Consider the following 26,887-nt stretch of genomic DNA (forward strand, 5'->3'; position numbering starts at 1 on the left):
ATAGACGGTGATAGCCCAGTATGTGAAAGGGCCACGATGATGAAATTGAGTAGGGCGGGGCACGTGAAACCCTGTCTGAACATGGGGGGACCATCCTCCAAGGCTAAATACTCCTGACTGACCGATAGTGAACCAGTACCGTGAGGGAAAGGCGAAAAGAACCCCGGAGAGGGGAGTGAAATAGAACCTGAAACCGTATGCGTACAAGCAGTAGGAGCCCGCAAGGGTGACTGCGTACCTTTTGTATAATGGGTCAGCGACTTACTTTTTGTGGCGAGCTTAACCGTATAGGGTAGGCGAAGGGAAACCGAGTCTGAATAGGGCGCATAGTCGCAGGAAGTAGACCCGAAACCGGGTGATCTAGCCATGCCCAGGGTGAAGGTGCGGTAACACGCACTGGAGGCCCGAACCCACTCCTGTTGCAAAAGTAGGGGATGAGGTGTGGCTAGGAGTGAAAAGCTAATCGAACCCGGAGATAGCTGGTTCTCCTCGAAAGCTATTTAGGTAGCGCCTCGCACGAATCTTCCTGGGGGTAGAGCACTGTTATGGCTAGGGGGTCATCGTGACTTACCAAACCATGGCAAACTCCGAATACCAGGACAGACTATGCGGGAGACACACGGCGGGTGCTAACGTCCGTCGTGAAAAGGGAAACAACCCAGACCCACAGCTAAGGTCCCAAAATCATCGCTAAGTGGAAAACGATGTGGAAAGGCATAGACAGCCAGGAGGTTGGCTTAGAAGCAGCCATCCTTTAAAGAAAGCGTAATAGCTCACTGGTCGAGTCGGTCTGCGCGGAAGATTTAACGGGGCTAAGCGATGTACCGAAGCTTGGGGTGCACACTTTGTGTGCGCGGTAGAGGAGCGTTCCGTACGCCTGCGAAGGTGGCTTGAGAAGGCTGCTGGAGGTATCGGAAGTGCGAATGCTGACATGAGTAACGATAATGCGGGTGAAAAGCCCGCACGCCGAAAGCCCAAGGTTTCCTAGCGCAACGTTCATCGGCGCAGGGTGAGTCGGCCCCTAAGGCGAGACCGAAAGGTGTAGTCGATGGGAAGCTGGTTAATATTCCAGCACCTCGCGTGAGTGCGATGGGGGGACGGAGAAGGGTAAGTGTACCGGGCGTTGGTTGTCCCGGGGAAAGTGCAAAGGCTTGGGCGGTAGGCAAATCCGCTGCCCTTTAAGGCCGAAGTACGAGACGAGTCCTATCGGACGAAGTCACCGATCCCACGCTTCCAGGAAAAGCCTCTAAGCTTCAGCTCACGCAAGACCGTACCGTAAACCGACACAGGTGGGTAGGATGAGAATTCTCAGGCGCTTGAGAGAACTTGGGTGAAGGAACTAGGCAAAATAGTACCGTAACTTCGGGAGAAGGTACGCCTCCAGCAATGGAGGCCGCAGTGACCAGGCCGCTGCGACTGTTTATCAAAAACACAGCACTCTGCAAACACGAAAGTGGACGTATAGGGTGTGACGCCTGCCCGGTGCTGGAAGGTTAAGTGATGGGGTCAGCGCAAGCGAAGCTCTTGATCGAAGCCCCAGTAAACGGCGGCCGTAACTATAACGGTCCTAAGGTAGCGAAATTCCTTGTCGGGTAAGTTCCGACCTGCACGAATGGCGTAACGACAGCGGCGCTGTCTCCACCCAAGGCTCAGTGAAATTGAAATCGCTGTGAAGATGCAGCGTTCCCGCGGCAAGACGGAAAGACCCCGTGAACCTTTACTATAGCTTTACATTGAACGTTGAGTTCGTCTGTGTAGGATAGGTGGGAGGCTATGAAACCGAGGCGCCAGCTTCGGTGGAGCCATCCTTGAAATACCACCCTGATGTGCTTGACGTTCTAACCTGGGCCCGTTATCCGGGTCGGGGACCATGTATGGTGGGTAGTTTGACTGGGGCGGTCTCCTCCCAAAGAGTAACGGAGGAGCACGAAGGTACGCTCAGCGCGGTCGGACATCGCGCAATGTGTGCAAAGGCAGAAGCGTGCTTGACTGCAAGATCGACGGATCAAGCAGGTACGAAAGTAGGTCTTAGTGATCCGGTGGTTCTGTATGGAAGGGCCATCGCTCAACGGATAAAAGGTACTCCGGGGATAACAGGCTGATACCGCCCAAGAGTTCATATCGACGGCGGTGTTTGGCACCTCGATGTCGGCTCATCACATCCTGGGGCTGTAGTCGGTCCCAAGGGTATGGCTGTTCGCCATTTAAAGTGGTACGCGAGCTGGGTTCAGAACGTCGTGAGACAGTTCGGTCCCTATCTGTCGTGGGCGTTGGAGATTTGAGAGGGGCTGCTCCTAGTACGAGAGGACCGGAGTGGACGAACCTCTGGTGTTCCGGTTGTCACGCCAGTGGCACTGCCGGGTAGCTATGTTCGGAAGCGATAACCGCTGAAAGCATCTAAGCGGGAAGCGCGCCTCAAGATGAGATCTCCCGGGACACAAGTCCCCTAAAGGAACGATGAAGACTACGTCGTTGATAGGTCGGGTGTGTAAGTGCAGTAATGCATTGAGCTTACCGATACTAATGATCCGTGCGGCTTGATCATATAACCTCAAGTTGCCTTGCCCTTCGACACAGAAGACAAGTCAAACCAAACTGTTACGTCACAAGACCCTATGAGAGCGTGAGCGCTTGAGCCAACAGGCAACAGCGACCCTCCACCCTCTCCCTGGTGAACATAGCTGCGTGGAACCACCCGATCCCATCCCGAACTCGGAAGTGAAACGCGCACGCGCCGATGGTAGTGTGCATCCGCATGCGAGAGTAGGTCATCGCCAGGGCCTTACACCTAAACCCCGCCCCTCATAGGGCGGGGTTTTTCTTTGCACAAATCGGACGGCCATGGAGCACCTGCGTCGACGGGCGCCGCTGATGGCTCACCAGCGGAAACGGCGTTCGCGTCTTGCTGTTGGTTGCAAACTTAGCCGCTTACTTTGGGTCCGCGTCACAGGCGATGCGACAGCAGCGCGCGGAGCTCAGCCTTCTCGTCATCGCCGAGCGTCGGCTGGGATTTCAGCCACTCGAGGCGCTGCGCCATGGCTTGTTGGCACAGCTTCCTCACGCAGCCCAGGAAGTCCGCCTCTAGGCCGGCATCGTCGCCAGCCATCGGTTGTGCGGCGAGCTTCCGCAGTGCTTCGACCTGCGGATGATCGGCGCATGACTCGAGTAAGGCGCCGGTGCTGAGTCCGGGGCGATGGCTGGCGAGCTTCACCAGTTCCACAAACAGCGGTACGCCCGGCTGCTCCAGCGTTTCGATCCAGTCGAGGTCGGTCACGTGTTCGGCCAGTGCGGGGCGGCTGAGCAGCAGGCTGATGGCGGTGCGCACCAAGCTGCGTCGATGGTCGACGCCCGCCGGGCGTGGCGCACTCAACGTCGGGAGCTCGGCAAGGATGCGGTCGGCCGCCGTGCGAGGGCGCCGTCCGTAGCCCCCGCGATCGAATCGCGACGCGCCGTCGCTGCTTGCCGACCGCCGCGGGAAGCGTTCGTTGCTCAGCTGCGGCACGCTGACGAGATAGCCTTCCGGCATGCGCCCTTGGGACATGTCGAGCGCGTCGCGCTGGATCTGGCTGCCGAGCTCGACCAGCTCGCGCGTGAAGTCGGCGAGCTTGGCGCTCGCATGAAAGCCGACTTCCGTCCGCTGCACGAGCAGCGCCTGCATGCGATCGCGGAATTCGCCGTCGGGAATGCGGGCGATGTAGGCCTTCGCACGCTCCGCCAATCGCGACTTGCCGTCGGCGCTGGAAAGATCGACGTCGTTGGCCAACTGGGCGAAGAAGAACTCGCTCAGGGGCTGTGCGGAGGCCAATGCGGCGTCGAGGGCGGCCGCGCCCTGGGAGCGGACGACGGTGTCCGGGTCTTCGCCCTCCGGCAGGAACAGGAAAAACGCCTGGCGACCGTCGGTCATGCGCGGGAGTACGGACTCGAGGGCTTTCCACGCCGCGCGGCGACCGGCCGCGTCGCCATCGAAGCAGAAATAGACATCGCCTGCGTTGCGGAACAGAAGCTCCGCATGGTCGGGCGTCGTGGCGGTGCCCAGCGTGGCGACGGCGGTGGTGATGCCGAACTGCCAGAGCGAGACGACGTCCATGTAGCCTTCGACCACGATGAGGCGAGGCACCTTGCTGTGCGCCTGGCGCGCATGCCACAGGCCGTAGAGCTCGCGGCCCTTGTGAAACAGCACCGTCTCCGGGGAGTTCAGGTACTTCGGGCCGTCGTCCTTCTCGATGACGCGTCCGCCGAACGCGATGACGCGTCCGCGGCGGTCGTGGATCGGGAACATCACGCGGGCACGGAACTTGTCGTACATGCGGCCGCTGTCGTTCTTCGACAGCAGTCCGGCTTTGTCGAGCAGGTCGATGCGACGGGCATCGCCCTTGCCGAGCGCATCGATCAGGCCGTTCCACCCATCGGGCGCCCAGCCGATGCCGAACTTCTCGATGGTGGCGGCGTCCAACCCGCGCTTCTCGAGGTAGCGCTTGGCGACCTCGCTGTTCGCGAGCTCGCGCTGGAAGTACTTCTGCGCGGCATCGAGCGCGGCATAGAGGTCCTGGCCCTCGCGCGGCGCCTCGCGGCCGCCGGCTTCGCGCGGCACTTCGAGGCCGAGCCGTTTCGCGAGTTCCTCGACCGCGTCGACGAACTCGAGGCGGTCGTACTCCATCAGGAACTTGATTGGCGTGCCGTGCGCGCCGCACCCGAAGCAGTGGTAGAACTGCTTCGTCGGGCTGACGTAGAACGACGGCGTGCGCTCGTCGTGGAACGGGCAGCACGCGGTGTATTCCTTGCCCTTGCGCTTCAGCGGGACGCGCGAGCCGATCAGCTCGACGATATCGACGCGAGCGAGCAGTCCATCGATGAAGCTGTCGGGGATGCGGCCGGCCATGGGGGAAGCTTACGGCTTCGGGCCGGCGCGCAGGGCGATGACCGGCGCCGCCGTGCGGCGCATCGTGGCCGCAAGGGGCACGGCGCGGCTCAGCCGGCCAGTGCGGCCTTGAGGCGCTGCGGGACGAGGCCCATGTCGGCCTTGCCGGCGAGCTTCGGCTTCAGCACGCCCATGACCTTGCCCATCGCGGCGGGGCCGGTGCCGGCATTGGCCTCGGCGATCGCGGACTGGATGGCGGCATCGATCTCGGCTTCGGAGAGCTGGGCCGGCAGGTAAGCCTGGATGATGGCCATCTCGGCCTTCTCGACGGCGGCGAGGTCCTCGCGGCCCGCACCCTCGTACTGGCTGATCGAGTCCTTGCGCTGCTTGACCATCTTCTCGAGCACGGCCAGCACGGCCGCGTCATCGAGCGTGATGCGTTCGTCGACTTCCTTCTGCTTCAGGGCGGCATTGATGAGGCGGATGGTGGCGAGGCGATCCTTCTCGCCGGCCTTCATCGCGGTCTTCATGTCGTCGGTGAGCTGCTGCTTGAGGGACATGGGATTCTCCGGGGCTGGAAAAACAAAAAGCCGGCGACGCCTGAGGCGGGCCGGCTTCTTGCGGCAGGCGCCGCGCTCAGTAGAGGCGCTGGCGCTTGGTGACGTCGCGCGACGAGCGGCGCAGCTGACGCTTCACGGCGGCAGCGGCCTTGCGCTTGCGCTCCTGCGTCGGCTTTTCATAGAACTCGCGCTTGCGCGTCTCGGCGAGGACGCCGGCCTTTTCGCAGGTGCGCTTGAAACGACGGAGCGCGAACTCGAACGGCTCGTTCTCGCGGACTTTGACGTTGGGCATAGGGGTTCTCGGGTCGACAAAATACCCGGTGCTCCGGGTGAGCCGCGTATGATACGCGGGCTTTCCGGGGCCGTGCAAGTCAGCCCCGCCCCTTGTTCAGGACTGGCCTCCGCTGCCCACCGGCACGCCGCGCCGGCCGCCCATGCCCCGCGCACCCCATGATCGTCCTCGGCCTCGAATCCTCCTGCGACGAAACCGGCGTGGCCGTGTACGACACGGCACGCGGCCTGCGGGCGCATGCGCTCTACAGCCAGGTGGCCCTGCATGCCGAATATGGCGGCGTGGTGCCGGAACTCGCCAGCCGCGACCACGTCCGCAAGCTGCTGCCGCTGGTACGCCAGACCCTCGACGAGGCCGGGGTCGCCGTGGCCGATCTGGACGGCGTGGCCTACACGGCGGGCCCTGGCCTGATCGGCGCGCTGCTGGTCGGGGCCGCGACCGGCCGCGCGTTGGCCTGGGCGCTGGACGTGCCCAGCGTGGGCGTCCACCACATGGAAGGGCACCTGCTCTCGCCGCTGCTGGAAGCCGGCGCCGCGCCGCCGCCCTTCGTCTGCCTGCTCGTTTCGGGCGGGCACACCCAGCTTGTCGCGGTGGAGGGCATCGGCCGCTACACCCTGCTCGGCGAGACCTTGGACGACGCGGCCGGCGAAGCCTTCGACAAGACCGCGAAGATGCTGGGCCTGCCGTATCCCGGTGGCCCGCAACTCGCCGCGCTGGCCCTGCAGGGGCGGGCGGCGGCCGAGGCCGAGGGGCGGCGCGAGAGCCGCTTCAAGTTCGCGCGGCCCATGACCGACCGGCCCGGGCTCGATTTCAGCTTCAGCGGCCTGAAGACCCAGGTGCTGCTGGCCTGGCAGGCCTCGGACCGCGCCGACGCGACCAAGGCCGATCTCGCCCTCGGCTTCGAGGATGCCGTGACCGAGACGCTGGCCATCAAGTGCGAGCGTGCCCTGCGCGAAACGGGCATGAGGGCGCTCGTCGTCGCCGGCGGCGTCGGGGCCAACCGGCAGCTTCGGGCCCGCCTCGCGGCGCTGGCTGCGAAGCGCAAGCTCGCGGTGAGCTTCCCGCGCCTCGAGTTCTGCACCGACAATGGCGCGATGATCGCCTTCGCCGGCGCGACCCGGCTCGCGGCTGGGCAGCGCGACTTCGAGTTCCGCGTGCAGCCGCGCTGGGACATGGCCAGCCTCGACGCTGTCGCGGCCTTGCCATCGCCGCTGGCAGGCTGAGCGCTCCTTGCAAGGACTTCCGATGGACAAGGTTTTCGTCGAGGCGCTCGAGATCGAGTGCACGATCGGCATCCACGACTGGGAACGGCGCATCCAGCAGCCGATCGTCCTCGACATCGAGATGGGCTTCGACAACCGCAAGCCCGCGGACAGCGACGCCATCGAGGACGCGGTCGACTACACGACGGTGATCGAGATCGCCCGCCGTACCGCGATCGAGGGGAAGTACCGGCTGCTGGAGGCCTGCGCGGGTGCCATCGCCGAACATGTGCTCCGGGAGTTGCCCGTCCATTCCGTCTCGGTGACGGCCCGGAAGCGGATCCCTTCGTCGCCGGCAGCGGCCGTCGGGATCGTCGTCCACAGGGCGAGAGACCATGGTTGATTCGAAGAACCTCATCAGCCTGCCGCCCTGGGTGCGCCTGCTGCTGGTTGGCATCCTGCTCGTCCTGTTCGTCGGGTCGGCATGGTTGGTCCTGGCGAACGTGGGCAACACCGGCTTCCGCGACTGGTTCCTGGTCTGCATGTCCATCCTCCAGATGGCGGCGACCGGACTGTTGTTCGCCCTCGTGCTTTTCTTCGCCGAGGCCGACGTCAGTGTCGCCACGCTTCGTGACAAGACCCGGCGATGGCTGCTGGACCATCTCCCCCGCTATCTGCGGAAGATCACCGCTGAAGGCGACTTGAAGGTGCGTGTCGCGCCACCGGCCGGTATCCGCGACATCTTCGGCGCGCAGTATGAAATCGCACTGGACGGGGAGGCCGGAGCGCAGGCCCCCGTGCTCCGCTGCTGGGTCGGCCTGAACGTCAATCGCGTGATCGTCATCTTCTGGGCGGATTCACCACTCACCCAGGAGCTCAGGAATGCTTTTGCACCGACCTTCGCCGGCGCGCGTAGCGTGGGTTGGACGAGGGTGAAGTACCAACCCGTGAAGCCTGGCGGCCGAGACGTCACGTCGATCTGGACGACGTGGACGATCGACGGCGAGGGCTTCCTGAAGAGCCCGGAGAAACAGCTCTTCGTCGCCCAGGACATCGCGATGATGACGCAATCCGTGCTCCGGTCGGCGATGCGGAACAACGTGTCGCTCGTCGTCGGCGACCAGTGGCCACGGCCGCTCTAGAACGAGGATAGAACCCCATGAACGTTCTCATCAGTGGCGGGTCGAAAGGGATCGGCTTGGCGATCGCGAGGGCCTTCCTCGCGAACACCAGCCATGTGGGGATCTGCGCCCGGGGAGAGCGGGCGCTGCAGGGAGCCCTGGCGACAACGCCCGGGCTGTCGGGGTTCCGCGCGGACGTGACCGTCGAGTCGGACTGCCTCGGCTTCGTGGAGTGGGGGGCGGAACGCTTCGGTGGCATCGACGTCCTCGTCAACAACGCCGGGTTCTTCGATCCGTGCACGTTGGCGGAAAGCGACACCTCGCGGTTCGTGTCGGCCATGGACGCCAACCTGCGATCGGCCTTCATGCTCACCAAGGCCGCGATGCCCCATCTTGAGGCTTCGTCCCATGCGACGATCATCAATATCGCCAGCGTGGCATCGATCAAGGGCTATCCGAGCGGGTTCGCCTACTCGGTCGCCAAGCACGGGCTCTTGGGTATGTCGCGCAGCCTCCGGGAGGAGCTCAAGCCCAAGAACATCGCTGTCGTCGCGATCCTCCCGGGTGCCACGCTCACCGACTCGTGGGCGGGGGTGGATCTTCCGGCCGCGCGGTTCATGGCGCCATCGGACGTCGCCGAGGTCGCGGTGCTGGCCCATCGCTTGAGCCGATCGGCCGTCCTCGAGGAAGTCATCATGCGGCCCATGCAGGGAGACATCGGTTGAACCCCGTCGAACGCGAAGTCCAGATCGAGATCAGCAAGGAGGACATCAAGTTCTCCGCCGCGCATTTCACCATCTTCCCGGACGGTTCCCGGGAGCGCCTCCACGGCCACAACTACCGGGTCCGCATGGTCGCGACCTACGTCGTTCGCGGCGACGGCATGGCGGTCGACTACGGCCTGCTGAAGCGGGCCCTGCGCAAGGTCTGTGCCGGTCTCGACGAGTATCTCTTGCTGCCGTCGGCATCGCGCTACCTGCGCATCGCAGAAGCCGACGGGGCCATCGAAGCCACGATCGGCCCCTCGCGGTTCGTTTTCCCCGCCGGCGACGTCATCGTGTTGCCCGTCGAGAACATCACCGGCGAGGCCCTCGCCGAGGTGGTCCGATCCGACGTGCTCCGGACGCTCGCCGAGTCGGGGGTCGAGCTTCCATCGCGGTGCGAGGTCGGCATCGGCTCCGGTGATGGACAATGGGTGACGGTCTCCGGCTGAATCCTCCTTCCGTGGATGCCGCCTGCCTTCCCGGGCGGCGTTGCCGCCCCGCCCCACCGTCCTCCGGATGACGCATGAGCACTTTCGGCCTTCCCGAACCCAGCATCGAGGCGAGGGCCCACAGTGCCCGCCTCGCCGCGCTCCTGCAGGCGGCCATTCGCCACGAGCGCGGAACGATCTCCTTCGCCCGCTTCATGGAGCTGGCCTTGTACGCGCCGGGACTCGGCTATTACAGCGCCGGGGCGAGCAAGTTCGGCGAAGCCGGCGATTTCATCACCTCGCCCGAGCTCGGCAACGTGTTCGCGGAATGCGTCTGCGAGGCGGTATCGCCCATTCTGCGTGGCTTGCCGCATCCTGGATTCCTCGAGCTCGGCGGGGGTAGTGGCGCGTTCGCCATCGCCTTCCTGCAGCATGCGGAGCGCCTCGGCGTGTTGCCCGAGCGTTACGCCATCCTCGAACCCAGCGCCGATCTCCGGCAGCGCCAGCAGCAGCGGCTGCGGGAGCATCTGCCACCGGCGGTGTTCGCGCGTTGCGACTGGCTGGACGGGCCGCCGGAGGGCGAATGGGCCGGCGTGCTGTTCGCCAACGAAGTTCTGGATGCGCTGCCGACCACGCGTTTCGCGATCCGCGGGGGCGAGGTGTACGAGGAGTTCGTCAGTCTCGATGCGAAGGGCGAATTCATCCGCGTGGACCAGCCCGCCGATGCCTTGGTGCGCGCATCGGTGCGCCACGTCGAACGCACGCTGGGAGCGCCGCTGCCGGACGGTTACCGCTCCGAGGTGCTGCCCCAGCTTCCGTACTGGATACAGGCCATCGGCGGCTTGCTGAAACACGGGGCCATGCTGTTCGTCGACTACGGCTACCCGCGCCGCGAGTTCTACCTGCCGGAGCGTAGCGACGGCACGCTGGTCTGCCATTACCGCCATCGCGCGCACGGTGATCCGTTCTTCCTGCCGGGGCTGCAGGACATCACCGCCTTCGTCGATTTCACCGCGTTGGCCGAAGCCGGCACGAATGCCGGTTTCGATTTCGCCGGCTATTGCAGCCAGTCGAGCTTCCTCATCGCCAATGGCTTGCCCCAGCGCATCGCCGAGGCCGAGGCCTTGGTCGACGATCGCGAGCGTTACCGCCGCACCAATGAGATCCGCAAGCTGACGATGCCGGGCGAGATGGGTGAGCGCTTCCAGGTGATGGGCTTCACCCGCGACGTCGACCTCTCGGCGGCATTCGCTTTCGGCGAACTGTCGAGGCGGCTGTGAGCGGGGCGACGATGGGCGATCGCATCGCGCTGCGTTGGCGCGGGGCTTGGATCGGACTCTGGGCCGTCGGCTGGGCGCTGTGCCTTCTGCTGTCGCTCGGCCCACCCGTGCCAGGCGCGGCGCCGCTGTTTCCCCATGCCGACAAACTGAACCACGCGCTGGCCTACGCCGCCTTGGCGTGGTGGGCGATGGGCTGCTTCGCGACGACACCGGGTCGTCGCGCGGCCCTGCTGTCGCTGCTGGTGCTCGGCGCGGCGATGGAATGGGCGCAGGGCGCGCTCACCGTGGACCGGCAGCGCGACGCCTTGGACATGTTGGCCAACGCACTGGGCGTGGGCCTCGGCACCGCGCTCGGTTTATGGATCAGCCTGCCGGCGTGGCTGGAGGCACGGCTCCGCCGCTGAGGGCCCGCCGTGCCGCGCCGATCGCGGCGATGCGGGCCTTTTTCAAGGCCTCGCCGATGGCCGGACCCGCCAGGCCGTCGCGCATGACGTCCTTGGCCTGCAGGGCGAGGGCGGCATCGCGGCAGGCGCGCAGTGCCCGGCCCTGCGGGTAGTCGGATTCGGCATGGCCAAGTCGGCCGCGCTTGTCGGCTTCGCACACGGACGCGAGCGCGTCGATGCGCGAGCCCTGGCGCAGGCCGCCGCAGCGCTCGATCAGCTCGTACACCGTCGCGTCGCGAAGTTCGTCGAAACGGTGCACGTTGAGGTGCTCGCGGCAGGCGTCGGTGGCGAGCTGGGTCTCGGCGTTCGGCACCTTGAGGCGCGCGCACAGCGCGGCGAGGGGCTTCAGGCCCGCGTGTTCGTGCATCGGATGGCGGGGCAGCACGTCGGCCGGCGTCAGCGCCTTGCCAAGGTCGTGCGTGAGCGCGGCGAAGCCGATGGCGGCCTCGCCCGGCGCCAGCCTCGCCGCCATGTCGACCACCATCTCGACATGCACGCCGGTGTCCACTTCCGGGTGGTACTCGGCGCGCTGCGGCACGCCGTACAGGGCGTCCACCTCGGGCAGCACGACGGCCAGCGCGCCGCAGGTGCGCAGCGTCTGCAGGAAGGCGGAGGGTTGGGCTTCGCCGAGCGCGCGCTTCAGCTCCTGCCAGACGCGCTCGGGCACGAGGTGGGCGAGCTCGTCGGCCTCGACCATGCCGCGCATCAGGGCGAGCGTGTCGTCGTGGACGCGGAAGCCGAGTGGGGCGAAGCGCGCCATGAAGCGGGCGGCGCGCAGCACGCGGAGCGGATCCTCGGCGAAGGCCGGGCTGCAGTGGCGCAGCACGCGGGCCTCGAGGTCGGCGTGGCCATCGAGCGGATCGACGAGCGCGCCGTCCGCCGCCTGGGCCATCGCATTGATGGTGAAGTCGCGGCGCCGCAGGTCGTCCTCGAGCGTCACCGAGCGGTCGGCATGCACGACGAAGCCGGTGTAGCCGCGCCCGGACTTCCGTTCGGTTCGGGCCAGGGCGTATTCCTCGCCGGTATCCGGATGGAGGAAGACGGGAAAGTCCGCGCCGACCGCGCGGAAGCCCCCCGCGCGCATCGAATCCACGTCGGTGCCGACCACGACCCAGTCGCGATCGCCGGGCGCACGACCCAGCAGGGCGTCGCGTACGGCGCCTCCGACGAGGTAGACGTGGGCGTCAGCGGGCAGTGCTGCGGTAGCGGTCATAGCGCGGCTGCTTTTCCGCGGGGGAACCCAGGATCGTCGCGAGCTGCTGGCCGATGCGCGTCGGGGTGATGCCGAGCTGGTGCAGGCCGTCGATGGCGCCGACCGAGTCGAGCTTCAGCGAGCGGTAGTTGTCGGAGGAGAACGGCTTGCCCGGCACGAAGTCGAAAGCGAAGGCCTGCAGGCGGGCCAGCGCATCGGGCAGCGGCACGACCACGCGCTTCAGGCCCAGCTGCTTCGCCGTCAAGCGCACGAGCTCGCCGAGCGCCATCACGTCGGCACCGTAGAGCTCGTAGACCTGCCCGACCGTCGCGCGCGAGTGCAGGGCGCGGCGCATGGCCTCGACCACGTCGCCGACATACACCGGGGCGAAGCGCGTGCCGGCTTTCGCCAGCGGCAGGACGGGGCTGAGCTTCAGCAGCTCGGCGAAGCGGCAGAAGAAGCCGTCGCCGATGCCGAAGATCACCGAGGGTTCGAAGATCGTCCAATCGAGGCCGCTGGCCTTCACCGCGGCCTCCGCCTCGCCTCGGGTCTTCAAGTAGAAGCTGTCGCCGCGGCCGGCGTTGAGCGAGCTCATCTGCAGCAGGCGCTGGACTCCCGCCAGCTGGCAGGCGGCAATGACGAGCTTGGTCAGCGCCACATGGGCGCGGTGGAACCCGCGGCCGTTGTCGCCCGCCTCGTTGAGGATGCCGACGAGGTTGATGACCGCGTCGGTGCCGGCGAACGTCGCTTTCAACAATTCGGGATCGTAGACATCGCCTGTGACGACACGCGTGCCGGGCGGCAGGAGGCGCACGAGGTGCGCGTGCGGATTCCGCGACAGCACGGTGAGCTGGTGGCCTTCCTGGGCGAGGCGGGCGAGGAGGACTCGGCCGACGAAACCGGTGGCGCCGAGCAGGGTGATCTTCATGGTCGCTCCTTCAGCGGGCGGTGGGCGCGGCCGAGGACACGGCAGCGTCGTGCGGGGTGGCGCAGGCGAACTGCCGTGGATGGTGGTCGTCGCGCCCTTCCAGGCGATCGGTCAGCGAACGTGTCCGCCCGTCGAGCCGCCAGTCGTAGATGACGCTGAAGGCCAGTACTCTCGGCACGTACTCGCGGGTCTCCCGGAACGGGATCGTCTCGATCCAGTAGTCGGCCGGAAGCGAGGGCCTCGCCGTCATCCAGCGCTGCACCGCGCCCTGCCCGGCGTTGTAGGCGGCGATCGCGCGGTAGGCGAGGCCGCCGTTGTCGCCGATGCGCTGGGCGAGATAGGCCGTGCCCAGCGGTACGTTCACTTCCGGGCGGAACAGGCTGTCCGCGCCGTGGTACGGCAGGCCGAGACGGCGTGACACGCCCTCGGCCGTGGACGGCAGCAGCTGCATCAGGCCCCGCGCATTCGCCGGCGAGCGCGCTTCCGGCATGAAGGCGCTCTCGGCGCGGGTGAGCGCGGCGACCAGCGAGGGCTCGAGGCCGTGCTTCCGCGCCTCGCGGCGGATCAGCGCCTCGTGGTGGAGCGGGAAGCGCAGCGAGTAGTACTGCAGCGCCTGCGGGTTCGCCGGCATGCCGAACAGGGCGCGATCGTACCAGCGGGCCCGCATCGCCTTCTGCACGGCCAGCACGCGCCGAGTGTCGTCCATGCCGGATACCGCCGCCTGCCACTCCAACGCGGCCAGCGCCGGGCGCTTGATGCGGAACAGCTCGATCGCACGCACCAAGGCCGCGTTGCGTTCGACGTCGCGGCCGATGCGTGCGTCGTTGGACGGGTCGCGCGGGCAGAGTGCGTAGGGCGTGCCGGCGCGATCGGCGGCGAGGAAGCCGTGGAAGGTCGGACTCCTGGCGGCTGCGGCGAAAAGCGGCCGGGCCGCCGCGGGATCCCCGAGGTCTTCGCGCAGGCGTGCCTCGAAGTACTGCCATTGCGCGGTACCCCGTAGCGCCGCCGGCATGCGCTCGATGGCTTTCAGTGCCGCGACACGGTCACCACGCGCGAGCGCTTCGCGCACGGCCCAGCCATGCAGGGCCTCGTCGAAGGCGGCATCCGGCACGGCGGCGAGCCGGCGTGCCGCTTCCGCGCCGTAGTTCGCGGCGGTCCAGAGCGCGATCGCCGCGCGCACCGCGCCGTGCTCCCGGCTGTTCTCGGGAAGCAGCGCCGCGTGCGATGCGAGGGAGCGCTCGGCGGCCCCCGGATCGCGGCGCGCGAGGCGCGTCAGGCCGATCTCCGCCATCGCGCGGCTTCGGGCGTCTTTCGGCCACTGCGCGGCGCGGGCGTGTGGGGCGTCGATGAACGCGGCGTAGTCGCGGATCAGGCCCAGTTCGGTCTCGGGCAGGTTGCGCGCCGCGGCGCGCATCAACCCGGTGTTGCCGGCGCGTGCGGCGAGCTCGATGCGTTGCCAGCGCAGGGCGGGCGTAAGCTCGCCCCGCTGGGCGAGGGCGGTGAACACCGGATCGCAGGCGCCGGGTTGCGAATCGGCGCTGAGCCACAGTCCGGTGGCGGCCTGGATCCAGGTCGCATCGACGGCATTGGTGGCGAGTTTCGCCTGCAGCGAGTAGCACTGCAGGGTGACGTCACCGCCCGGCCGGTCATGCAAGAGGAAATCGGCCCAGCGCCCGTCGGCGGCGGCGCGGCGAAGCCATGCGTGGCGAAGCCGTGTGGCCGCGGGCTGGGGGCCGAGGTCCTGGAGCAGGCCCTCGAGTCTTTCACTGCTGATGCCGGGCAGGTCGCGCTCGAGCACAAGCACGTCCAGCCAGCCGGAAAGCGGATGCGATTGCAGGCGAGCGACGTCTGCGCGCGTGAGCTGCCCGCGGTCGGCGGCCTCGAACGCGGCGCGCACCTCGGCGCGCCGTACGGTGGGTGACTCGCCCTGCGCCGCGCTTGCCGCGACAATGCCGCCGATGACGGCGAAGGAAATGAAGAGGTTTCGCATGCCCGGCAGTGTAACGGAGCCCCTGCGTGATGCCTGAGTTCACCTGGCTCGCGTTTCCCCTGCTCGGCGTGGTGGCCGGCGTGCTCGCCGGCCTGCTCGGCATCGGCGGCGGCATTGTTCTGGTGGCGGCGTTGGCCGCGTTGATGCCCTTGTTCGGTGTCCCCGGATCGAGCGTGATGCATGTCGCCTTGGCCACGTCCCTGGCCTCGATCATCGTCACGGCCGGCGCCTCCACCAATGCCCATCGGAAGCGCGGCAGCGTGATGTGGCCGACAGTGGCTTGGCTCACGCCCGGCCTCGCGCTCGGCGGCGTGGCTGGCGGCGTCTGGGCGGTGGGCGTCGATGGCGCAACCCTTGCCATGCTGGTCGGCGTGTTCTGCCTGCTGATGGCGATGCGCATGGCGTGGCCGCAGCGGGTAACGCCTTCCGCGACGGCGCCCGCGCTGGTGGCGCCCGTGCCCCGCGGCCCCTGGTTGGGCGCGGCCGGCGGCATCATCGGCGCCGTCTCCGCGGTCGTGGGTATTGGCGGTGGAAGCCTGACGGTGCCGCTGCTGGTGTCGCGCGGGGTGGAAACCGTGCGCGCCGTGGGCACGTCGTCGGCTTGCGGCATCGTGATCGCGCTGGCCGGTGCGGCGACCTACGCGCTCGCCCCGTCGACCGGTTCCCCGTCGGCACCCGGCCCCGGTGCGACGACCGCGTTCGGGATGATCGGCCACGTGCACGTGCCGGCGGCCTTGGGCATCGGCGTGGGCGCTTGGATCGCGGCGCCATACGGCGTGCGACTGGCGCATCGCCTCAGCGGCGTGGCGTTGGCGCGGGTGTTCGCCATCGCGTTGGCCGCGGTGGGCGCGGCGCTCCTGTGGCCATGACCCCGCTTTGGCCTAGTCCGGCGACGCGTTGGCGATCGGTTCCAGCGTGACGGCCACGGCCAGATGGTCCGATCCCGCGGCGGGGATCGCTTCGTAGTCGGCGACGCGGAATCCTGCCGTGAAAACGTGGTCGAGCGAACGCGTCGGCCCCCAGCTGGGGAACGTGGCGATCCGCTCCGGCGGGGGCACCAGGGCGGTGCGCCGGTAAAGACCCTCGAATTCGCGCGAAGTGGCCGGGCAGTTGAAGTCGCCCATCAGCACGAGACGTGCTTCGTCGGCGAGCAGCTCGCCGAGGAAATCAAGCTGCTGCCGTCGCGACTGCACCCCGAGCGACAGGTGCGTGACCGCCAGTGCCCACGCCGCCCGACCTTCGCCGAAGCGGGCGAGCATCACGCCGCGGCCGCCCAGTCGGCCGGGGAGGGCGTAGTCGAACACGGCTTTGGGCGCGAGCCGCGCGAGGAGTCCGTTGGCGCTGCTGGCGATGCGGCCGACGCGGCGATTCGGTTGGTGGCTCCAGTAAGGAAAGCCCCCGCGTTCGGCGAGGGCTTGGGTCTGGTTGGTGAACCCGGAGCGCAGGCTGCCGGGGTCGCTCTCCTGCAGCCCGACGATGTCGAACGGACGCGCCAGCGCCGCCAAGGCGTCGAGGTTGCGCTGCTTGCCGTTCGGCAGGACGTGGCCCCAGCCCCGCACCACGTAGTCGCGGTAGGCGCGGGTGCTGTGGCCGGCCTGGATGTTGGCGCTCAGCAGGCGCAGCGTCGTGGGCTCAGCGGGCCGGGGCGGGCTTCGGCGCGGCGGCAGGCGCGGCGGCCGGGCGGGCCGGCGCCGAGGCGCGCTCGCGGGCGACGAGGTAGTCGATCGTGCGCAGCAGGCCTTCCCATCCGCCCTCGCGGGTCGCGTTGAGGCGGTACTTGCCCGCGACGATGACGGTGGGCGTGGAGTTCGCACCGGTGCGCTGGGCGAACTGCTTCGAGCGGTTGACCCGCGACGTGACGCCGAAGCTGTTCATCGTGTCGAGCACCTGCTTGCGGTCGAGCCCGAGGCTGGCGTAGACGTCGGCGACTTCTTCAGGACTGCCGGTCGTGATCTTGCGGTCGACGTGGAACGCACGGAAGAACGGCGTATGCGTGCGCTCGGTGGCCCCCAGCGTCTCGGCGGCATAGAAGCCGCGGGCGAGGTTGTCGATGGCGCCGCCGAAGGCCGCATGCACGTAGGTGACCCGGACGTCGGCGGGGGCATTCGCCTTCCAGCGCTCGAAGTACGGGTTGAAGTCGGCACAGGCCGGGCAGTGATAGCTGAAGACCTCCGCCACTTCGATCTTGCCGGGGGGGCCGAAGGTCGGCTGCGCGGGCGAGATCACTTCGTAGTCGATGCCGAGGCGCGGGGCGCCGCCTGCGGCCTGGGCGACGCTGAGACCGGGAACGACAAGGGCGGCAAGCAGGGCGAGCGAGCGGAGCATCGGGAATCCTCGGGTCGGAAATGAAAAGCCGGCGGTAGGCCGCCGGCTCGCAGGTTCGGATCGCGGGGCGGGAGGAAAGTTCCCGCCGCCGTTCAGCGGGCGGCGGCCGTCGCGTCGGCCGGGGCGGCGTCGCGGACGTCATGCAGGCCCTGCAGGTAGCTGGCCAGCGAGTCGATCTCTTCGTCGGTCAGGTTGCGGGCCACGGCCGCCATGATGGCGTTCGCGTTGCCGTCCTTGCCCCAGACCATCCCGTCGCGGAAAGCGCGGAGCTGCAGCGCGGTGTACTGCGCGTGCTGCGCGTGCAGCGCAGGCCAGCTCGGGCCGGGGACGCCGGCGCCGGCCGGGCCATGGCAGGCGGCGCAGGACGGGATGCCACGGGCGGCATCGCCGGAGCGGTAAAGCCTCTGGCCGACCTCGTAGAACTTGCGGCCGGCGTTCGGGCCTTCCGCGATGAGCGACTCGTCAGCGACGCCCGGACGCGGCGTCTGCTTGGCGAAGTAGGCGCCGATGTCGCGCATGTCCTGCGAGGACAACGTGGCCGCGAAGCCCAGCATGATGGCGTTGTCACGTTCGCCACTCTTGAAGAGCGCCAGCTGGCGGGCGATGTAGTGCTCGTGCTGGCCGGCCAGGTTCGGGTACTGAGGGTCCGCGGCATTGCCGTCGGCGCCATGGCAAGCCGCGCAGGACGCAGCCTTGGCCTCGCCGGCCGTGGCGTCGCCCGGCATGGCAGGACCGTCGGCCGGCAGCTCGGTGGCGACCGCGACAGGGGCTTCCGCGGTGGGCGTGACATCGGCCGCCGGCGCTTCCGCCGCGGCGGGTGCGGCCGCCGGGACTTCGGTCGACTGGGCGATCGCGACGCCGGCCAGGGCGAGCGCCGTACCCACGGCGGCTCCAACGGCAAGGATGCGCTTCAGCGTCATGCGGACACTCCGGTGTTCAAGGCAAGTGAGACGGAACTGGGCCGCGGCGGCGAGGCCGCGGCAGGACGTCGGATTATCCCAGCCGGCTCGGCGGTGGGTCAACGAAGATCCGGGGGCCACGGACGCCGGCCGGCGCCACGCGGGCTTCCGGGGTGGCCCGTGAACCCCCACACTCTGCGCCCGGATGCGAAAGGACCCCCGATGGCCACGAACCACCTGCAGACCGCCGAGTACCTCAAGGCGGCGCACCTGCCCGAGCAGTTGCCGGCCGACACCGGCGCCGAGGTGGCGTTCGCTGGGCGATCGAACGCCGGGAAGTCCAGCGCCCTGAACGCGATCTGCCAGCGCAACGGCCTGGCCCGCACCTCGAAGACGCCGGGACGCACCCAGCAGCTCGTGTACTTCCAAGTGCGGCCGGAGCGCTATCTGGTCGACCTGCCCGGGTATGGCTACGCCGAGGTGCCCCTCCACCTGCGCGAGCATTGGAAGGCCTTCATCGAGGGCTATTTCCAGAGCCGGCGGTCGCTGGCAGGCCTCGTGGTGGTCATGGACAGCCGTCACCCGCTCAAGGATTACGACCGCCAGATGGTGGATTTCGCCTTCCGCCGCAACCTGCATTGCCATGTGCTGCTCACGAAGGCCGACAAACTCTCTCGCGGCGCGCAGTCGCAGACGCTGGCCAAGGTGCGCAAGGAACTGGGGGGCGTGGCCTCGGCGCAACTGTTCTCGTCGCCCGACAAGCTGGGCGTCGAGGAGGCGCGGGCGGTCGTGAGCGGCTGGCTGGGGCTCGCGAAGGCCGAGTGAGGGGCCGCCTTGCGGTCTTCACGCCCTGCCCCCATCGTCATCGAACGCCCATCCAAGGTTTCGCGAATGTCCGGACCCAGCGCCGAGAAGACCACGCCGATCGAGGGCCGTGCGCAGCTCATCGAGTACCTCGCCTCGGGCAGCAAGCCGTCCCCGGAATGGCGCATCGGCACCGAGCACGAGAAGTTCGGCTTCCGCCACGAGGACCTGAAGCCGATCCCCTACGAGGGCGAGCGCGGCATCCGCGCGGTTCTCGAGGGCATCGCCAGGTTCGGCTGGCAGCGGGTGGAGGAGAACGGCCACCTGATCGCCCTGGTGCAGGACAAGGCCTCGGTGACGCTGGAGCCGGCCGGGCAGCTGGAACTCTCCGGCGCGCCGCTCGAGACCATCCACGACACCTGCCGCGAGACGGCCCAGCACCTCTACGAGGTGAAGGCCGCGGCCGATCCGCTGCGGCTTGGCTTTCTTGGCATGGGCTTCCAGCCCAAGTGGCGTCGCGAGGACATGCCGTGGATGCCCAAGGGCCGCTACAGGATCATGCGCGAGTACATGCCGAAGGTCGGTTCGCTCGGCCTCGACATGATGACGCGCACCTGCACCATCCAGACCAACCTCGATTTCTCGAGCGAGGCGGACATGGTGAAGAAGTTCCGCGTCTCGCTGGCGCTGCAGCCGGTGGCCACGGCGTTGTTCGCCGATTCGCCGTTCACGGAAGGCAAGCCGAACGGTTTCATGAGCTTCCGCAGCAACGTCTGGACCGACACCGACCCGGACCGCACCGGCCTGCTCGATTTCGTGTTCGAGGACGGCTTTTCCTTCGAGCGCTACGTCGACTACCTGCTCGACGTGCCGATGTACTTCGTCTACCGCGACGGCACCTACATCGACGCCTCGGGCAAGAGCTTCCGCGCCTTCATGGACGGCCGGCTCGACGTGCTGCCCGGCGAGCGGCCGACGATGCGCGATTTCAGCGACCACCTCACCACCGCCTTCCCCGAGGTGCGGTTGAAGAAGTACCTGGAGATGCGCGGCGCCGACGGCGGCCCGTGGAACCGCATCTGCGCGCTCTCCGCCTACTGGGTCGGCCTGCTGTACGACGCCGCGGCGCTCGAGGCCGCCTGGGACCTGGTGAAGGATTTCACGCTGGAGGAGCGCCACGCATTGCGCGACGGCGTGCCGCGCCACGGCTTCAAGCTACCCTTCCGCTCGGCAACGATGCGCGAGCTGGCGTTGGAATCGCTGAGGATCAGCGAGGCCGGGCTGAAGCGCCGCGCGCGACTGAACCGCAGCGGCGCGAGCGAAGCGGTGTACCTCGAGCCGCTGATCGAGATGGCGCTGGCCAACCAGACCGCGGCGGAGCGGAAGTTGGAACTGTTCCATGGCGAGTGGCAGGGCAGCGTCGATCCGCTCTTCAAGGAGTTCGCGTACTGAGCGGGCGGCGCGTTCGAGGGGCGGTGGCGCATACTGTCGCCCCGTCGCCGTATTGCCCTGCCGCCATGTCGAACGTGTTCACCGATGCCGATGCCGAATCCCTGGCGCAAATGCTGGAGAAGCGCGCCATCCCCTTCGGCGGCATGAGCCTCGAGCAGCTGGACGGCTTCCTGTCCGGCGTGGCGGTGTCGCCCGAACCGATCGCGCAGGCCGACTGGATGCCGCGCGTGTGGGGCAAGGAGCCGCGGTGGGAAGGCGCGCGCGACCGCGACGAGCACTACGCCCCCATCCTGCACCTGAAGGCCGCCGTCGAGCGCCGCGTGAAGCTGGGCGAGGAGGACTTCACCGACCAGGACATGCCCTTCATCTGGGTGCCCGAGGATGGCGAAGCGCCGCCGGCGGACGACATCCCGGTCGGCGCCGAATGGGCCGACGGTTTCCTCGAGGCGGTGGGTTTCCACGAGTTCGAGTGGGGCGAGTGGGAAGCGAAGGACGAGTGGGTCACGGAAGCCCTCGACCTGATCCAGTCGCTGTCCGGTGGCGAGGAAATTGAAGAGCCGGGTCACGAGGGCCGCCTGGCGATCGTCGGCCAGCTGCCGGCCGTGCTGCACGACCTCTATGCGGGCGGGCTTGAGCGCAAGACGCCGAAGCAGCCCGTCCGCAGGGATGCGACCCCGGGGCGCAACGACCCTTGCGCCTGCGGTTCGGGGAAGAAGTACAAGGCCTGCCACGGCAAGGGCTGAGGCCGTGCCGTTAGGAAATAACATCCCATCGCTGTGATTTTGTCCGCGGCGTTTCGTCGCTAGCGTGGCCCGGGAATCCCCAAGGAGCGACGGCCATGGCCTGCACCACCCACGCGAACCATCCCCACGTCCACGGCCCGGGCTGCGGCCACACGGCGGTCAAGCACGACGGCCACGTGGACTACCTGCACGACGGCCACCTGCACCATGTGCACGGCGACCACGTCGATGAGCATGCGATCGGCATCGATGCGCAGAACCCCGCGGCCTGCACCGGAGGCCATGCCTGCAGCGGGCATGCCGCCGACCATGTGCATGGCCCCGGCTGCGGCCATGAGGCCGTGCCGCATGGCGACCATGTCGACTACCTTGTCGACGGTCACTTGCACCATCCGCATGGGGGGCATTGCGACCACCATGGTGTCCTCGCCGCGGCCTGAGCGAGGCCCGGAAGCACGAAGGCCCGCATGCGCGGGCCTTCGTGTCTGCAGCGGGAGCGTTGCGGCTTACTGCAGCCCGCGACGCTTCAGCAGGCCGTCGACCTGCGGATCACGCCCGGCGTAGGCGCGGTAGCTTTCCATCGTGTCGCGCGTGTTGCCCACCGACAGGATCTCCTTGCGGAACGCATCGCCGTTCTCGCGCGTGAGGCCGCCGCGCTCGCCCATCACGGCGAAGGCATCGGCGGCCAGCACTTCGGCCCACAGGTAGGCGTAGTAGCCGGCCGAGTAGCCGCCCGCGAAGGTGTGGGCGAAGTAGGTGCTCTTGTAGCGCGGCGGGATGGCGTTCATCGCCACACCGTGGCGCTCCAGCGCGGCCTTCTCGAAGGCCTCGACGTCGGTCGGGACCTGGTCGGCGGTCAGCGTGTGCCAGTCGAGGTCGAGCAGGGCCGAGGCGATGTACTCGAGCGAGTCGAAGCCCTGGTTGAAGCCGCGCGCGGCCAGCACCTTCTCCATCAGCTCGGCCGGGATCGGCTCGCCGGTCTCGTAGTGCTTGGCGTAGTTGGCCAGCACCTTCGGGTCGAGCGCCCAGTCTTCCTGGAACTGCGAGGGGAATTCAACGAAGTCACGCGAGACGGCCGTGCCGGACAGGCTCGGGTACTTCGCCTTCGAGAACAAGCCGTGCAGGGCGTGGCCGAACTCGTGGAACAGGGTGCTGACCTCGTCGAAGGACAGCAGGGTCGGCTGGCCGTCGGCCGGCTTGGCGATGTTCATGACGTTCACCACCACCGGCTTCTGGTTCAGCAGTTCGCTCTGGGAGACGAACGCGCTCATCCAGGCGCCGCCGCGCTTGCTCTCGCGGGCGTAGTAGTCGGCGTAGAACAGCCCCACCGAGGTGCCGTCGGCGTCGAAGACCTCGTAGGCCTTCACGTCGGGGTGGTAGACCGGCAGGTCCGGGCGCGCCTTCAGCGTGATGCCGAACAGCTGGCCCATCGCGAACACCATGCCGTCGTTGAACACGCGGTCGAGCTCGAAGTAGGGCTTCACCTGCGCGTTGTCGAGGGCGTAGCGCTCGGCGCGGACCTTCTCGGCGTAGTACTCCCAGTCCCAGGGCTGGACGGCGCCGTCGATGCCGTCGGCGGCCATCAGCTTGGCGATGTCGGCTTCCTCGGCCTGGGCGTTGGCGACGACCTTCGGCACGAGGTCGGTCAGGATCTTGTAGGCCGCGTCCGGCGTCTTCGCCATCTGGTCGTCCAGCACGTAGGCCGCCCAGGTCGGGTAGCCGAGCAGCGCGGCCTTCTCGGCGCGCAGCTTCGCCAGTTCGAGGACGATCGGACGGGTGTCGACGTCGGCCTGCGCGCCGCGCTCGGCCGAGGCGCGCCAGACGCGCTCGCGCAGGGCGCGGTCCTGCAGGCTCACGAGGGCCGGCTGGCGGGTGGTGTTCTGCAGGGTGATGACCCACTTGCCCTCGAGCTTGCGCGCCTTCGCCGCTTCGGCGGCGGCGGCGACGTCGCCTTCCGAGAAGCCCTTCAGCTGGTCGACGCTGTCGACCACGACCGCATTCGCGTTGGTGGCGGCCAGCAGCTTGTTGCTGAACTCGGTGGTCAGGCTGCTCTCGCGGCCGTTGATCTCGCGCAGGCGGGCCTTGCCGGCGTCATCGAGCTGCGCACCGGCGCGCACGAAGGCCTGGTAGCTGCGCTCCAGCAGGCGGGCCGACTCGGCGTCGAGGCCGAGCGTGTCGCGGGCGTCGTACAGCGACTTCACGCGGGCGAACAGCGCCGGGTCGAGGTAGATGCCGTCCTCGTGCGCGGCCAGCTTCGGCGCCATGTCGGACTGCACGGCCTGGATCGTCTCGTTGGTGTTCGAGGACGCCAGGCTGAAGAACACGCTGGCCACGCGCATCAGGGTGGCGCCGCTCTTCTCCATCGCGACGATGGTGTTCTCGAAAGTGGCCGGCTCCGCGTTGTCGGCGATGGCCCGGATCTCGGCCGCGTGCTGCTTCATGCCCTCCTCGAAGGCCGGAGCGAAGTGCTCGTCCTTGATCTGCGTGAAGTCCGGGGCCTGGTCCTGCAGGGCGCTGGGCTGGAAGAACGGGTTGCCGGTGTTGACGGCGGCGGCCTCGGCCGGCGCCGTGTCGGCGGCTGGCGCCTCCGTGGGCTTGTTGCAGGCGGTGGCGGCGAGTGCGGCGGCGACGATCATGGCGAGTCGGCTCGGGGCAAGACGGGTCTTCACGGGTACGGGCTCGGTGCAGCGGAGAGGGGTTGTGAGGATACCGTCAAGGCGTTCGTGGCCCGTAGCCCGATGGTCATGCCTGACGTCATTCCGCGTCGCGATGTCGCCGGGGCCGCTGCACACGTATTCACGCCGCCACGCGCGGCCTTCACGCGGTAGATTCAAGGCATGGACACTCCTGGTTCCCCCCTCCCCACCCCTGCGGCGGCCCGTCTCCGCGATATCGATTTCCCCGCCACCGACGCGCGCTTGCGCGAGGACGTGGGTCGCTTGGGCAGCCTGGTGGGCGAGATCCTCGCCGACCAGGGGGGGGAAGGCTTCCTTGAGCGGGTCGAGTGCGTGCGCCGGGCGGCCATCCGCCGTCGCGAGGACGGTGCGCCGCTGGCCGACCTGCAGGCCCAGCTCGGGGCATTGCCGCCGGAGCAGCACGCCGACCTTGTGCGCGCGTTCGCCCTGTACTTCTCGGCCGTGAACCTCGCCGAGCGCGTGCACCGCATCCGCCGCCGCCGCGACTACCAGCGCCACGGGGGCGGCGCCCAGCCCGGCGGGCTGCAGGACGCGCTGCAGCGCCTGAAGGACGAGGGCATCGGCATGGACGAGGTGCTGGCCTTGCTGCCGGCGCTGCGCATCGAGCCGGTGCTCACGGCGCACCCGACCGAGGCCGTGCGCCGCGCCCTGCTCGACAAGGAGGCCGTGATCGCCCAGGCCCTCATCGCCGACATCGATGGCACGCGGACGCCGGCCGAGGCCCGCGCCGACCGCGAGGTGATCCGCACCGCGCTCACCGCCGGCTGGCAGACCGAGAGCGCGGCGCCGCACAAGCCCACGGTGGCCGACGAGTCGGCGCAGGTGGGCTACTACCTCGGCGATCCGCTCTACCGCGTGCTCCCGGTGTTCTTCGAGGCCTTCGAGGTCGCCTTCGAATCCGTGTACGGCCAGGTGCCGGAATTGCCCGCCCTGCTGCGCTTCGCCACCTGGGTGGGCGGCGACATGGACGGCAACCCGGCGGTGGGCGCCGAGACCATCGCCACCACCCAGCACCAGCAGCGCCAGCGCGTGCTGGCGGCCTACATCGGCGACATCGAGCACCTGAAGGCGATGCTGACGCAGTCGCGCACCCGCGTGGCCTTCAGCGCCGGCTTCGAGGCCAAGCTGGAGGAATACGCGGCGCGCTGGCCGCAGGCCCTGCAGTACGAGGACACGCCCTACCGCGCGTTCCTCGGCCTCGTGCAGGCGCGCCTGACGGCGACGCGCGAGGACCGGTTGACGGGCTACCCGGATGCCGCCTCGCTCGACGCCGACCTCGCCCTGGTCGAGGACAGCCTGCTCGGCAGCCGCGGCGAACACGCCGGGGTGTTCGCGCTGCGCCGCGTGCGCCGTCGCGTGGCGGCCTTCGGCTTCCACCTCGCGGCGCTGGATCTCCGCCAGCATGCCGACGTGCACCGGCAGGCCATCGGCGAATGGCTGGGCGAGCCGTCCTTCGTCGAACGCGACCGCGCTGTCCGCGTCGATCGCCTGCACGCCGCGCTTGACGAAGCGTTGCCGGTGGTCGAGCCCGGCCAGGCGCTGCCCGCCCGCGCCCTGCCGAAGGACGCGCCGGCCGCGCTGCGCATGCGCCAGGTGTTCCGCGCGGTCATCGAGGGCCGGTCGCGCTACGGCGCCAGTGCCTTCGGCCTGTACATCGTCAGCATGAGCCGAAGCGCCGAGGACGCGCTGGCCGTGCTCGCGCTGGCGCGCTGGTCCGGGCTGGTGGACGCGCTCGGCCGCGTGCCGCTCGACGTGGCGCCGCTGTTCGAGACCGTGGACGACCTCGCGGCCGCGCCGGACACCCTCCGCGACCTGCTCGCCGACCCGCGCTGGCGCGCCCACCTGAAGGCGCGCGGCGACTTGCAGTGGGTGATGCTCGGCTACAGCGACAGCGCCAAGGACGGCGGCCTGATGGCCGCGCGTTGGGCATTGCAGCGGGCGCAGGTGCGCCTGGGCGACGTGGCGGCCGAGTTCGGCGTGAAGCTGCGCTTCTTCCACGGCCGCGGCGGCTCCGTCTCGCGCGGTGGCACGCGCACCGAGCGCGCCGTCATCGCCGGCCCGCGTGGTTCCGTCGGCGGCGTGCTGCGCCTCACCGAGCAGGGCGAGGTGATCCATCGCAAGTACGGGTTGCGCGCGCTGGCCCTGCGCAACCTCGAGCAGGCGACCGCCGCCGTGCTGCGCGCCACGCTGGCGCCGCGGGCGCCGGAGCCGCGCGAGGCCGCATGGCGCGAGATCGCCGACCACCTCGCCGACGTGTCGCGCAACGCCTACCGAGAACTCGTCTACGAGCGCGCCGATTTCGTCGACTACTTCCGCGAGGCGACCCCGATCGATGTGATCGAGCGGCTCAACATCGGCTCGCGGCCGAGCAAGCGCGGCGCGGGGCTCGATGGCCTGCGCGCCATCCCCTGGGTGTTCGGCTGGAGCCAGAACCGCAGCAACCTCACGGCTTGGTATGGCGTGGGCAGTGCCCTGCAGTCGGCACGCGAGCGCTTCGGCGACGCCGCGCTTGTGGAAATGGCCCGCGACTGGCCCTTCTTCGACACCGTGCTCGACGACCTCGAGATGATCCTCGCCAAGACCGAGCTGGGCATCTTCGAAGCCTACTCGCAGCTCGCCGGCGAGCGCCACGCGCGCTACTTCGCCGACATCGGCGCCGAGTTCGAACGCACGGTGCAGGGCGTCGAGATGCTGCGAGGCGCCGCCTTGCTGGCCGGCGACGCCCGGCTGGCGCGCTCGATCCGCCTGCGGAATCCCTACGTCGACCCCATCAGCCTGCTGCAGGTCGAACTGCTGCGCGATTGGCGCGCCGCGGGCCGCCCGGACGACGCCCGGTTCCGCGCCTTGGCCGCCACGGTGAACGGCATCGCCGCCGGGGTGCAGAATACGGGCTGAGCCCTGCCGGCCGGA

The 26,887-nt window shown here is 68.4% G+C and carries 23 protein-coding genes, 2 rRNA genes and 1 pseudogene (1 of these 26 cut by a window edge); 15 read left to right on the plus strand and 11 right to left on the minus strand.

Translation table 11 applies throughout. From position 1 onward, the window contains the following. Window positions 1-2,545: ribosomal RNA gene (locus ACYVAK_RS13390) — 23S ribosomal RNA — on the plus strand (it extends 306 nt beyond the left edge of the window). Window positions 2,546-2,667: 122 nt separating this feature from the next. Continuing rightward, a 5S ribosomal RNA gene (gene rrf, locus ACYVAK_RS13395) occupies window positions 2,668-2,780 on the plus strand. A gap of 164 nt (window positions 2,781-2,944) precedes the next feature. Here the strand turns inward: rrf and ACYVAK_RS13400 are convergent. The 4 genes and pseudogenes from ACYVAK_RS13400 to rpsU form a co-directional block, all read right to left on the minus strand. After that, window positions 2,945-3,541, minus strand: a complete 597-nt coding sequence (locus ACYVAK_RS13400; protein ID WP_461062150.1) for a hypothetical protein — start codon at window positions 3,539-3,541, stop codon at window positions 2,945-2,947. Between the two features lie 63 nt (window positions 3,542-3,604). Beyond that, a pseudogene (gene dnaG / locus ACYVAK_RS13405) lies at window positions 3,605-4,879 on the minus strand (DNA primase); the annotation flags it as partial. 89 nt (window positions 4,880-4,968) lie between these two features. Further along, window positions 4,969-5,418, minus strand: a complete 450-nt coding sequence (locus tag ACYVAK_RS13410; protein ID WP_461061800.1) for a GatB/YqeY domain-containing protein — start codon at window positions 5,416-5,418, stop codon at window positions 4,969-4,971. Window positions 5,419-5,494: 76 nt separating this feature from the next. Then, the gene (rpsU, locus tag ACYVAK_RS13415) at window positions 5,495-5,710 is read right to left on the minus strand and encodes a 30S ribosomal protein S21 (RefSeq protein WP_294066543.1); all 216 of its coding nucleotides are present in this window, start codon (window positions 5,708-5,710) and stop codon (window positions 5,495-5,497) included. Window positions 5,711-5,868: 158 nt separating this feature from the next. On the opposite strand from rpsU, the gene tsaD reads away from it, so the two are divergent. The 7 genes from tsaD to ACYVAK_RS13450 all read left to right on the plus strand — a co-directional run bounded on the left by tsaD (window position 5,869) and on the right by ACYVAK_RS13450 (window position 10,909). Next, on the plus strand, window positions 5,869-6,933 hold the full coding sequence (tsaD, locus tag ACYVAK_RS13420; RefSeq protein WP_461061802.1) for a tRNA (adenosine(37)-N6)-threonylcarbamoyltransferase complex transferase subunit TsaD: 1,065 nt from the start codon (window positions 5,869-5,871) through the stop codon (window positions 6,931-6,933). A 22-nt stretch (window positions 6,934-6,955) separates the two neighbouring features. Continuing rightward, the gene (gene folB, locus ACYVAK_RS13425; protein ID WP_461061804.1) at window positions 6,956-7,315 is read left to right on the plus strand and encodes a dihydroneopterin aldolase; all 360 of its coding nucleotides are present in this window, start codon (window positions 6,956-6,958) and stop codon (window positions 7,313-7,315) included. Then, window positions 7,308-8,054 carry a hypothetical protein gene (locus ACYVAK_RS13430; protein ID WP_461061806.1) on the plus strand — a complete coding sequence of 249 codons (747 nt, stop codon included), beginning with the start codon at window positions 7,308-7,310 and terminating at the stop codon, window positions 8,052-8,054. The genes folB and ACYVAK_RS13430 overlap by 8 nt, the downstream gene beginning before the upstream one ends. A gap of 17 nt (window positions 8,055-8,071) precedes the next feature. Beyond that, window positions 8,072-8,758 (plus strand): SDR family oxidoreductase, encoded by a 687-nt coding sequence (locus tag ACYVAK_RS13435; protein ID WP_461061808.1) that lies wholly within the window; start codon window positions 8,072-8,074, stop codon window positions 8,756-8,758. Further along, window positions 8,755-9,246: a 6-pyruvoyl trahydropterin synthase family protein gene (locus tag ACYVAK_RS13440; protein WP_461061810.1), complete on the plus strand. Its 492-nt coding sequence runs from the start codon at window positions 8,755-8,757 to the stop codon at window positions 9,244-9,246. The genes ACYVAK_RS13435 and ACYVAK_RS13440 overlap by 4 nt, the downstream gene beginning before the upstream one ends. Window positions 9,247-9,320: 74 nt before the next feature. Then, window positions 9,321-10,505, plus strand: a complete 1,185-nt coding sequence (locus tag ACYVAK_RS13445) for a class I SAM-dependent methyltransferase (RefSeq protein WP_461061812.1) — start codon at window positions 9,321-9,323, stop codon at window positions 10,503-10,505. A gap of 11 nt (window positions 10,506-10,516) precedes the next feature. Further along, window positions 10,517-10,909, plus strand: a complete 393-nt coding sequence (locus ACYVAK_RS13450) for a VanZ family protein (RefSeq protein WP_461061814.1) — start codon at window positions 10,517-10,519, stop codon at window positions 10,907-10,909. Here ACYVAK_RS13450 and ACYVAK_RS13455 read toward each other — a convergent pair. Genes ACYVAK_RS13455 through ACYVAK_RS13465 form a run of 3 tightly spaced genes read right to left on the minus strand, consistent with a single transcriptional unit; the run spans window position 10,869 to window position 15,058 of the window. Next, the gene (locus ACYVAK_RS13455; RefSeq protein WP_461061816.1) at window positions 10,869-12,161 is read right to left on the minus strand and encodes a multifunctional CCA addition/repair protein; all 1,293 of its coding nucleotides are present in this window, start codon (window positions 12,159-12,161) and stop codon (window positions 10,869-10,871) included. The genes ACYVAK_RS13450 and ACYVAK_RS13455 overlap by 41 nt on opposite strands. Continuing rightward, window positions 12,133-13,068 carry a complex I NDUFA9 subunit family protein gene (locus ACYVAK_RS13460; protein WP_461061817.1) on the minus strand — a complete coding sequence of 312 codons (936 nt, stop codon included), beginning with the start codon at window positions 13,066-13,068 and terminating at the stop codon, window positions 12,133-12,135. The genes ACYVAK_RS13455 and ACYVAK_RS13460 overlap by 29 nt, the downstream gene beginning before the upstream one ends. 10 nt (window positions 13,069-13,078) lie before the next feature. Then, window positions 13,079-15,058 (minus strand): lytic transglycosylase domain-containing protein, encoded by a 1,980-nt coding sequence (locus ACYVAK_RS13465; RefSeq protein ID WP_461061819.1) that lies wholly within the window; start codon window positions 15,056-15,058, stop codon window positions 13,079-13,081. 29 nt (window positions 15,059-15,087) lie between these two features. On the opposite strand from ACYVAK_RS13465, the gene ACYVAK_RS13470 reads away from it, so the two are divergent. Then, on the plus strand, window positions 15,088-15,927 hold the full coding sequence (locus ACYVAK_RS13470) for a sulfite exporter TauE/SafE family protein (protein ID WP_461061821.1): 840 nt from the start codon (window positions 15,088-15,090) through the stop codon (window positions 15,925-15,927). Between the two features lie 12 nt (window positions 15,928-15,939). On the opposite strand, the gene ACYVAK_RS13475 is transcribed toward ACYVAK_RS13470, so the two are convergent. The 3 genes from ACYVAK_RS13475 to ACYVAK_RS13485 all read right to left on the minus strand — a co-directional run bounded on the left by ACYVAK_RS13475 (window position 15,940) and on the right by ACYVAK_RS13485 (window position 18,303). Next, window positions 15,940-16,674, minus strand: coding sequence for an endonuclease/exonuclease/phosphatase family protein (locus ACYVAK_RS13475; RefSeq protein ID WP_461062152.1), 735 nt, complete (start codon window positions 16,672-16,674; stop codon window positions 15,940-15,942). A 16-nt stretch (window positions 16,675-16,690) separates the two neighbouring features. Further along, complete coding sequence (locus tag ACYVAK_RS13480) at window positions 16,691-17,383, minus strand: thiol:disulfide interchange protein DsbA/DsbL (protein WP_461061823.1); 693 nt, start codon at window positions 17,381-17,383, stop codon at window positions 16,691-16,693. Between the two features lie 92 nt (window positions 17,384-17,475). Beyond that, a complete protein-coding gene (locus ACYVAK_RS13485; protein WP_461061825.1) occupies window positions 17,476-18,303 on the minus strand; it encodes a c-type cytochrome in 828 nt (275 codons plus the stop codon). A 201-nt stretch (window positions 18,304-18,504) separates the two neighbouring features. Here ACYVAK_RS13485 and yihA point away from each other — a divergent pair, with 201 nt between their 5' ends. The 4 genes from yihA to ACYVAK_RS13505 all read left to right on the plus strand — a co-directional run bounded on the left by yihA (window position 18,505) and on the right by ACYVAK_RS13505 (window position 21,721). Beyond that, entirely contained in the window at window positions 18,505-19,107 is a 603-nt protein-coding gene (gene yihA, locus ACYVAK_RS13490; RefSeq protein WP_461061827.1) for a ribosome biogenesis GTP-binding protein YihA/YsxC, read from the plus strand. A gap of 66 nt (window positions 19,108-19,173) precedes the next feature. Next, window positions 19,174-20,538 (plus strand): glutamate--cysteine ligase, encoded by a 1,365-nt coding sequence (locus ACYVAK_RS13495; protein WP_461061829.1) that lies wholly within the window; start codon window positions 19,174-19,176, stop codon window positions 20,536-20,538. A gap of 65 nt (window positions 20,539-20,603) precedes the next feature. Further along, window positions 20,604-21,281: a UPF0149 family protein gene (locus tag ACYVAK_RS13500; RefSeq protein WP_461061831.1), complete on the plus strand. Its 678-nt coding sequence runs from the start codon at window positions 20,604-20,606 to the stop codon at window positions 21,279-21,281. 95 nt (window positions 21,282-21,376) lie between these two features. Beyond that, complete coding sequence (locus ACYVAK_RS13505) at window positions 21,377-21,721, plus strand: hypothetical protein (protein ID WP_461061833.1); 345 nt, start codon at window positions 21,377-21,379, stop codon at window positions 21,719-21,721. Between the two features lie 66 nt (window positions 21,722-21,787). Here the strand turns inward: ACYVAK_RS13505 and ACYVAK_RS13510 are convergent, their stop codons facing one another. Further along, window positions 21,788-23,917, minus strand: coding sequence for a M3 family metallopeptidase (locus ACYVAK_RS13510; protein WP_461062154.1), 2,130 nt, complete (start codon window positions 23,915-23,917; stop codon window positions 21,788-21,790). Between the two features lie 201 nt (window positions 23,918-24,118). Here ACYVAK_RS13510 and ppc point away from each other — a divergent pair, with 201 nt between their 5' ends. Further along, the gene (gene ppc, locus ACYVAK_RS13515) at window positions 24,119-26,872 is read left to right on the plus strand and encodes a phosphoenolpyruvate carboxylase (protein WP_461061835.1); all 2,754 of its coding nucleotides are present in this window, start codon (window positions 24,119-24,121) and stop codon (window positions 26,870-26,872) included. Window positions 26,873-26,887: the final 15 nt, after the last annotated feature.

The organism is Silanimonas algicola (assembly GCF_054777375.1).

Coding starts and splice junctions, on each gene's coding strand:
- ACYVAK_RS13400 (WP_461062150.1), bottom strand. CDS start 3,541: ATGTCCCAAGGGCGCATGCCGGAAGGCTATCTCGTCAGCGTGCCGCAG.
- ACYVAK_RS13410 (WP_461061800.1), bottom strand. CDS start 5,418: ATGTCCCTCAAGCAGCAGCTCACCGACGACATGAAGACCGCGATGAAG.
- rpsU (WP_294066543.1), bottom strand. CDS start 5,710: ATGCCCAACGTCAAAGTCCGCGAGAACGAGCCGTTCGAGTTCGCGCTC.
- tsaD (WP_461061802.1), top strand. CDS start 5,869: ATGATCGTCCTCGGCCTCGAATCCTCCTGCGACGAAACCGGCGTGGCC.
- folB (WP_461061804.1), top strand. CDS start 6,956: ATGGACAAGGTTTTCGTCGAGGCGCTCGAGATCGAGTGCACGATCGGC.
- ACYVAK_RS13430 (WP_461061806.1), top strand. CDS start 7,308: ATGGTTGATTCGAAGAACCTCATCAGCCTGCCGCCCTGGGTGCGCCTG.
- ACYVAK_RS13435 (WP_461061808.1), top strand. CDS start 8,072: ATGAACGTTCTCATCAGTGGCGGGTCGAAAGGGATCGGCTTGGCGATC.
- ACYVAK_RS13445 (WP_461061812.1), top strand. CDS start 9,321: ATGAGCACTTTCGGCCTTCCCGAACCCAGCATCGAGGCGAGGGCCCAC.
- ACYVAK_RS13450 (WP_461061814.1), top strand. CDS start 10,517: ATGGGCGATCGCATCGCGCTGCGTTGGCGCGGGGCTTGGATCGGACTC.
- ACYVAK_RS13455 (WP_461061816.1), bottom strand. CDS start 12,161: ATGACCGCTACCGCAGCACTGCCCGCTGACGCCCACGTCTACCTCGTC.
- ACYVAK_RS13460 (WP_461061817.1), bottom strand. CDS start 13,068: ATGAAGATCACCCTGCTCGGCGCCACCGGTTTCGTCGGCCGAGTCCTC.
- ACYVAK_RS13465 (WP_461061819.1), bottom strand. CDS start 15,058: ATGCGAAACCTCTTCATTTCCTTCGCCGTCATCGGCGGCATTGTCGCG.
- ACYVAK_RS13470 (WP_461061821.1), top strand. CDS start 15,088: ATGCCTGAGTTCACCTGGCTCGCGTTTCCCCTGCTCGGCGTGGTGGCC.
- ACYVAK_RS13480 (WP_461061823.1), bottom strand. CDS start 17,383: ATGCTCCGCTCGCTCGCCCTGCTTGCCGCCCTTGTCGTTCCCGGTCTC.
- ACYVAK_RS13485 (WP_461061825.1), bottom strand. CDS start 18,303: ATGACGCTGAAGCGCATCCTTGCCGTTGGAGCCGCCGTGGGTACGGCG.
- yihA (WP_461061827.1), top strand. CDS start 18,505: ATGGCCACGAACCACCTGCAGACCGCCGAGTACCTCAAGGCGGCGCAC.
- ACYVAK_RS13495 (WP_461061829.1), top strand. CDS start 19,174: ATGTCCGGACCCAGCGCCGAGAAGACCACGCCGATCGAGGGCCGTGCG.
- ACYVAK_RS13500 (WP_461061831.1), top strand. CDS start 20,604: ATGTCGAACGTGTTCACCGATGCCGATGCCGAATCCCTGGCGCAAATG.
- ACYVAK_RS13505 (WP_461061833.1), top strand. CDS start 21,377: ATGGCCTGCACCACCCACGCGAACCATCCCCACGTCCACGGCCCGGGC.
- ACYVAK_RS13510 (WP_461062154.1), bottom strand. CDS start 23,917: ATGATCGTCGCCGCCGCACTCGCCGCCACCGCCTGCAACAAGCCCACG.
- ppc (WP_461061835.1), top strand. CDS start 24,119: ATGGACACTCCTGGTTCCCCCCTCCCCACCCCTGCGGCGGCCCGTCTC.